6 protein-coding genes are annotated in these 6944 nt (G+C 72.4%); all 6 read right to left on the bottom strand.

The genetic code is table 11. The annotated features are described in order from the left end of the window. Positions 1-161 precede the first annotated feature (161 nt). From ACFVUH_RS30415 to ACFVUH_RS30390, 6 genes are read right to left on the bottom strand one after another with little or no spacing between them, the layout of a single operon-like run. Positions 162-1745: a beta-N-acetylhexosaminidase gene (locus ACFVUH_RS30415; RefSeq protein WP_387916567.1), complete on the bottom strand. Its 1584-nt coding sequence runs from the start codon at positions 1743-1745 to the stop codon at positions 162-164. Between the two features lie 14 nt (positions 1746-1759). Further along, positions 1760-3415 (bottom strand): DUF4127 family protein, encoded by a 1656-nt coding sequence (locus tag ACFVUH_RS30410; protein WP_387916565.1) that lies wholly within the window; start codon positions 3413-3415, stop codon positions 1760-1762. After that, the gene (locus tag ACFVUH_RS30405) at positions 3412-4113 is read right to left on the bottom strand and encodes an N-acetylmannosamine-6-phosphate 2-epimerase (protein ID WP_387916563.1); all 702 of its coding nucleotides are present in this window, start codon (positions 4111-4113) and stop codon (positions 3412-3414) included. The genes ACFVUH_RS30410 and ACFVUH_RS30405 overlap by 4 nt, the downstream gene beginning before the upstream one ends. Beyond that, entirely contained in the window at positions 4110-5117 is a 1008-nt protein-coding gene (locus ACFVUH_RS30400) for an ROK family protein (protein ID WP_387916561.1), read from the bottom strand. The genes ACFVUH_RS30405 and ACFVUH_RS30400 overlap by 4 nt, the downstream gene beginning before the upstream one ends. Further along, positions 5114-5953: a carbohydrate ABC transporter permease gene (locus ACFVUH_RS30395; RefSeq protein ID WP_355366147.1), complete on the bottom strand. Its 840-nt coding sequence runs from the start codon at positions 5951-5953 to the stop codon at positions 5114-5116. Before ACFVUH_RS30395 ends, ACFVUH_RS30400 begins: the two co-directional genes overlap by 4 nt. Next, positions 5943-6779: a carbohydrate ABC transporter permease gene (locus tag ACFVUH_RS30390; RefSeq protein ID WP_387916588.1), complete on the bottom strand. Its 837-nt coding sequence runs from the start codon at positions 6777-6779 to the stop codon at positions 5943-5945. The genes ACFVUH_RS30395 and ACFVUH_RS30390 overlap by 11 nt, the downstream gene beginning before the upstream one ends. Between the last annotated feature and the right edge of the window lie 165 nt (positions 6780-6944).

Raw genomic sequence — 6944 nt, 5'->3', positions numbered from 1 at the left:
TGGGCGCGCCCCCCCGCGCGCCGGGGGGTTGCGCCCCGGGGCGCGGGCGCCCCCCCGCCCCCCGGGGACACACCTTGCGGCGTCCAGGCCGGGAGGGCTCGGACCGGTGGCCGCGGCGATGCCCGGCAGCCATGTCCGGCAGCGATCACCCGATCACCGGGTCACCCCCAGGGCACCTCCACCGATCGGTGGTAGTGCCACCCGAGCCCGGACCACCGCGGCGCGTGCGTGGCAAGCCGTACCCGGTATTCCTCCCATTCCCGCCCGTCGACCGGCGACCACCCGATCTCCGCGACGCCGGGGAGCCGCGGCAGCGTCATGTACTGCACCTCCTCGAACGTCGCCACCCGCTCCGTCCACAACGCGGCCTCGGCGCCGTGCACCTGGCTCTCGGTGACGCCGGGGATGTAGGTGACCGGGTCCCAGGTGTAGCCGTCCTGGACGTCGGTGTAGCCGGCCCAGTCGTGCCCGATCGGCGTGTCGGCGTCGTACTTCATGTCGAAGTACGCCTTCTTGCTGGGCGAGAGGACGAGCGTGGCACCCTGGGCCAGCGCGCCCCGGGCCTTTGCGGCGTTGGCCCAGAACTGGACGACGGTGCTGGGGGCGATGTCGGCGAGGCCGACCTCCTCCCAGCCGACCATCCGCTTGCCGAGGCCGTGCACGGTCTGCTGGACACGGCTGATGAACAGGCGGTAGTCCTCGGGTGCGGTCGCCAGCGCCTCGTCGCCGCCGATGTGCAGGTAGGGACCGGGGGTGAGGTCCGCGAGTTCGCCGAGGACGTCATCGATGAACCGGTAGGTGATGTCCTTGTCGATGCACAGCGAGTTGGGAATGCCTTTCTCGCCCGTGTAGAGCGGCGGTGCCACACCGTCACAGGTGAGTTCGGCGTAACTGGCCTGGGCCGCGTTGACATGGGCGGGCATGTCGATCTCGGGGATCACCATGATGTGGCGTTCCGCGGCGTGGCGGACGATGTCCGCGTACTCGCGCTGGGTGAAGTAGCCGCCGGGGCCGCCCCCGACCTCGGTGGAGCCGCCGTAGGTGGCCAGGCGGGGCCAGCTCTTGATCTCCAGGCGCCAGCCCTGGCTGTCGCTGAGGTGCAGGTGGAGGCGGTTGATCTTGTACAGAGCGAGGATGTCGATGTAGCTCTTCACCTCGTCGGCGGTGAAGAAGTGCCGGGCCACGTCGAGCATGGACCCGCGCCAGGGGAACCGCGGCGCGTCGTCGATGTGCAGGGGGGAGATGGTCCACGGACCGGCGTGCGGGGTGCCGGACTCCGCCGCGGCGGGAAGCAGCTGGCGCAGCGTCTGCGTCGCGTGGAAGAGGCCGGCCGGCTCGGCGGCGCGCAGGTGGACGCCGCCGTGGGTGACGTCGAGGCGGTAGCCCTCGGCGGAAGGGGTCTCGTCGTCGACGGCCAGGGTAATGGCCTGCGGGGTGCCGCCGGAGGTGACCACCGGGACGGCATGGCCCGTGGCCCGGCGCAGCCAGGTGGCGAGGTACTCGGCCGTGCGGCGGGCCTCGGGGGCCGGGTGGCGCACCACGACGGCGGTGTCGGCGGTGATCTCGAACGGACGGCCGCCGGTCATCCTCAGCGAGCGGGGCTTGGGGATGAGCGCGGGCGCGGGCGGCGTGACGGGCGCGGTGCGGCCGGGAGCCGCGACGGCGGGGGAGGTGAGGTGGACGGCACCGGCGAGACCGACGGCGCCGGCGATGAGGACGCTGCGGCGGCGGGGGCTGTGCTGCATCGTTCGTACTCCGCTCAGGCCAGGGTGAGGTGGGGTTCGAGCGTCACCTCGAAAAGGCGGTCCCAAGGCAGTTCGATGTGGATGTCACTGACGGCGGCGAGCCTGGCGGTGCGGGTGGTCGCACCGCGGTGGCCGAGGACGAGGTGGTGGCCGGCGAAGTGGTCGGTGAAGTACTGGCGGGTCACCGGGGCGAGGCGGTCCTGGACCCAGCTGTCGAAGACAGCCTTCTGCGCGGCCGTCAGGTTCAACGGGTTCCACCCCTTGGACCTGGCCTCCGCGTAGGCGGCCTTCTGGAGGACGTTCTTCCAGTGGTCGTCCTTGACGAACCGGTAGAGCAGGTACTCCGCGTGCGCCCGGCCCGGGTCGGTCAGCGACGGTACCCCCATTCCGCTGGTCGAGCGCTTCAGGAAGGCCCAGCGAGCGGTGCCGTGGGCCAGGGCCAGACCGAGGGCGTTGCCACCGGTGTTCCAGCCGGAGTACGACAGCAGCGCGGCCAGGTCGACGCGCTGTTCCAGCTCGGCCACCAGGTCGTGGTCGGCACGGTTGACGAAGATCGGGTCCACCACGACGACCGGCTCCCCGGCCGACGTCAGCCCGGCGACCCGACGGGCGAACGCGGCGAGGTCGGCCGGCCGCTGGTCCTTGTCCGCCGAAGGGGTGTTGACCATGAGCACCAGGTCGGCGCGGCCGTCGACGACGGTGCCGCCGACGGACTTCACGTGCCGGCGGATGTTCTCCGCGAACGGGATGCCTTCGAGTTCCGCCGTCCACTGCTCGCCGGAGATCCCGGCGTACTCCACCCGGTAGGTGGGCGAGGTGCCCGCGGCGATCAGCCGGGCGACCAGCAGTGCGTCGACCTCGTCCGCGCCGGGGAAGACCTCGACCCGCCGGCCGACCCCCAACTGCTCGACCAGCTTTTCGAGCTCGACGCGTTCGGCCCGGGCCAGGCCCACCGGGGCGGTGTCGTCCTCGGAGAGCACCAGGTGGCTGATGGTGCCGTCGGCGACCCACTCGACCATCTGCCGGTTGACCTCGTGGTTGCGGGCCCGCGCCTTCAGGTAGTCGTCGACCACCGCGTCCGGGATGGTGGCCCGCACCGCCGTGAGCCGGGGCCGCAGGTCCTCCCTGCCGAGGTTCTCCACCTGGTCGTACAGCTTGGCCCACTCGACCAGCGCGGCCACGTACTGCTCGAGGTCGGGGTTGCCGGGGGTCAGCGCGAGGCGCTGGATGGTGTCGTGGACCACGATCTGCGCGCCCGGCCGGGCCGCCCGCAGGGCCCGGATCGCCGCGATGTTGGCCCGCGCCGACTCAAGGGTGGGCTTGCCCGTGCGGGAGGCGATCAGGCCGCCGTAGGCGAGCATGCTCACCGAGATCACGTACTCGTCGGCGCCGACCGAGCCCAGCCAGCGGGCGACGGCCGCGCCGTCCCCGGGCTGGAAGAAGCGGCCGAGGGTGTCGCGCGGCGGCAGTGCGAGGTCGACGCCGGCGACGGCGGCGGTCATGGTCGGGCAGTAGACGTTGACGGGCCGGTCGTCGAGAGGGACGAGGGCGATCCGGCGGCTCGCACGCGGGGCCGCGGTGGCCGTCTGCGAGGTGAGGCCCACCAGCGGGGCGGCCAGGACGGCGGCTCCGGCGGTGAGGCCGGCAGTGAGGACGGTGCGTCTTCTCATCGGGGGTGCACTCCGTTCGCGTCGGCGTGAGCGGGAACTGACCGGGCCAGCTCCCTGGTCAGGTACAGCGGTGAGGTGATGGCGTTGCCCACCACCACGGCGTGTGCCCCTGCGGCGTAGGCGCGCCGCAGGTCGTCCGCAGTGCGGTAGCGGCCTTCGGCGATCACCGGAACGGACAGCCTCGCGACCAGGCGTTCCAGCAGGCCGAAGTCGGGCCCCGGGGTCTTCCGGGTGTGCGGGGTGTAGCCGGAGAGCGTGGTGGCGACGGCGTCCGCGCCCGCGTCGGCCGCGGCCTGTCCCTCCTCCTCGGTGGACACGTCCGCCAGGACGAGGGCGCCGGCCGCGTGCGCGGCGGCGACGAGGGCCGCGAACGGCTCGGGCCGCGGACGGTCGGTGGCGTCGATGGCGACCACGTGCGCCCCGGCCTGCGCGACGGCCCGGGCGTGCTCGCTGGTCGGCGTGATCACGACCGGCCCGGGGCCGTCCTTCCACAGGCCGATGACCGGCACGTCCACCGCCGCCCGCACGGCGGCGATGTCCTCGGGGGCGTTGGCGCGGATGCCCGCCGCGCCGCCGAGGACCGCCGCGGCGGCGACCCGCGCCTGCACTGCTGCGTCGCGCATCGGGTCGGCGGGTTCGTCCGGCAGCGGCTGGCAGGAGACCACCAGGCCACCGCGGAGGGTGTCGAGAACGTTCACCGGGGCTCCGTTTCGGTGGTGTGCGGGAAGGTGTGCGGGGAAGTGACCGACCGCGGCCGGCCGCTGGGTTCGGCAGGTCCGGTGCCGGGCCCGGGCCCGGCACCGGACGGCAGGCCCATGGCCGGCCGGGTCATCGCCGCCCGGGCCGCGCCGACGGCGACCGCCGCGTCACCGAGCGCGGCCGGGGCCAGCGGCACGTCGGCGTGGACCGGCAGCCGCTCGGCGGCGTACGCGCTCCGGGCGTACGGCAGCAGCGCCCTGCCGGCGCCTCCGGCCACCACCACCGTCGTCGGATCGAGCAGCGCCACCAGACCCGCGAGGGCCCGGCCGAGGGCGTGGCCGGCGGTGGCCAGGACCTCCACGGCGGCCGCCTCGCCGGCGGCGCAGCGGGCGGCGACCTCGCGGCCGGTGACGTCCGCCCCGGTGCGCAGCCGATAGGCGCGGGCGAGGCCGGTGCCGGAGGCCACGGCCTCCAGGTGTCCGGTGCGCCCGCAGCCGCAGGTCAGCTCGCCGGCGTCGGGCGCCGGAAGGTGAGCCAGCTCCCCGGCGCCGCCGCGCGCCCCGTGGTCGACGGCGCCGCCGCGGACCAGGCCGCCGCCGAGGCCGGTGCCGACCGCGACCAGCAGCACATGTGCGTGACCGCGGGCGGCCCCGGCCCAGCTCTCGCCGAGGGCGGCGGCGTTGACGTCGTTGTCCACCACGACGGGCCGGCCGATGCGCCGGGCCAGCTCATCGGCCACCGGGGTGCCGGCCCAGCCGGGCAGGGAGTCGGTGGCGTACCGGACGGCGCCGGTGGCCGGGTCGATGAGACCCGCGGCGCCGACGCCGACCGGACCGGCGCCGCCGAGGCGCCGGGCCAGGTCGGCGGCGGTCCGCAGCACCGCGTCCGGGCCCTGCGCGGCCGGGGTGTCGGCTCGCGCCTGGTCGACCACGGCGCCGTCGGGTCCGACGAGGGCGGCCAGCGTCTTGGTGCCGCCGATGTCGATGCCGAGTGTGGCGTTCACTTCAGCCCCGTGTGGGCGAGGCCCTCGATGAACTGCTTCTGGGCGATGACGAACACGACCAGCACCGGGACGGCGGTCAGCGACGCCGCGGCGAGCTGGACGTTCCACATGGCCCCGCCGTAGGAGTCCACGTACTGGGTGAGCGCCTGCGGCAGGGTGAACATCTCCGGCGAGGAGAGGTACACCACGGGCTCCAGGTAGAGGTTCCAGCTCTGCAGGAAGGTGAAGATCGCGACGGCGCCGAGCGCCGGCTTGGCGAGCGGCAGGGCGATCCGCCAGAACGTGCCGAAGTAGCCGATGCCGTCGATCCGGGCGGCCTCCTCCAGTTCATTGGGCAGACTGATGAAGAACTGCCGCATGATGAACGTGGCCATGACGCTCGGCGCGCCGAAGATCGGCACCAGGATCAGCGGCCAGTGGGTGTCGACCAGGCCGAGGTCGTTGAACATCTGGAAGAGCGGGACGATGGTGACCTCGCTCGGGATGAGCAGGCCCACCAGCACCACCAGGAACAGCGCGTTCTGGCCGCGGAACTTGATGCGGGCGAAGGCGTACCCGGCGAGCGAGGAGACGATCATCGTCCCCGCCGTCACCAGCGCGGCGATGTAGAGGCTGTTGACGTACTGCTGGACGAACGGGCGCCCGTCGAAGACGTCCTTGTAGGCCGAGAACGTCGGGTTGGTCGGGAAGAGCTTCGGCGGGTAGGAGAAGATGTCGGCGATCGGCTTGAACGACGACGTCACCATCCACCAGGTCGGGAAGACGAAGGGGATCGCGAGCACGCAGAGCAGGCCGTACAGGGCGACCCGGGTGCGCAGCGGGATTTTACGATTCATAGAAGACCCACCTCTTGCGCATCTGCCACTGGAGCACGGTGAGCGCCAGCACGATCAGCAGCAGCAGGATGGACAGGGTCGCGCCGTAACCGAAGTGATGGAACTGGAAGGCCTGCTGGTAGAGGTAGTAGACGAGCACGGTGGTGGACAGCTTCGGGCCGCCCTGGGTGAGCACCGCGATCTGCGCGAACACCTGGAGCGAGCCCACGATGGTGATCACCGACGTCAGCAGGATCGTCGGGCTGATCAGCGGCAGGGTGATGGACCGGAACCGGACCCACGCGCCGGCGCCGTCGACCCGGGCCGCCTCGTACAGCTCCTTGGGCACGCCCTGGAGGGCGGCCAGGAACAGCACCATGTTCAGACCGACGTTCTTGAACACCTGCACGACGATGACCGAGAACATGGCGGTGCCCTCGCCACGCAGCCAGTTGGGTCCGTCGATGCCGACGGTGTGCAGCAGGCCGTTGATGCCGCCGTTGTTCTGGAGCAGGAAGCCCCACACGATGGTCCAGGCGACCAGCGACACCACGACGGGCGAGAAGAACAGCGTGCGGAACACCGTCATTCCGCGCAGCTTCTGGTTGAGCAGGACGGCGAGCAGGAGGGCCAGGGAGAGGTTGAGCACCACCAGGCCGACCGAGAACAGGGCCGTGGACTTCAGTACCTCGGGCAGGTTGGCGTCGTCCAGCAGCTGGGTGTAGTTGTCGCCGCCCGTGTAGCTGAAGTCGCCGGCCAGCACGTTCCACTCATGCAGGCTGTACCGGAAGACCAGGGCGATGGGCAGCAGCACGAAGACGGCGCTGCCGAGGAGTTGGGGCGTGATGAACGCGAAACCGGCGAGCTGGTCACGTCGGCGCCGGGTCCAGAACGGAGGTCGCGGCGGCTGCCCCGCGGTGGGGGGGGGGGCCGGGGGGGGGGGGGGGCCCCCCGGCGGGGGGGGGGGGGGGGGCGGTGAAAAAGAAAAAAACCGGGGGTGATTTTTGTAAAA

The organism is Kitasatospora sp. NPDC058032, from assembly GCF_042885845.1.
GTDB lineage: Bacteria > Actinomycetota > Actinomycetes > Streptomycetales > Streptomycetaceae > Kitasatospora.
The sequence above is the reverse complement of the archived record's forward strand: the minus strand, read 5'-3'. Positions and strand labels throughout refer to the sequence as shown.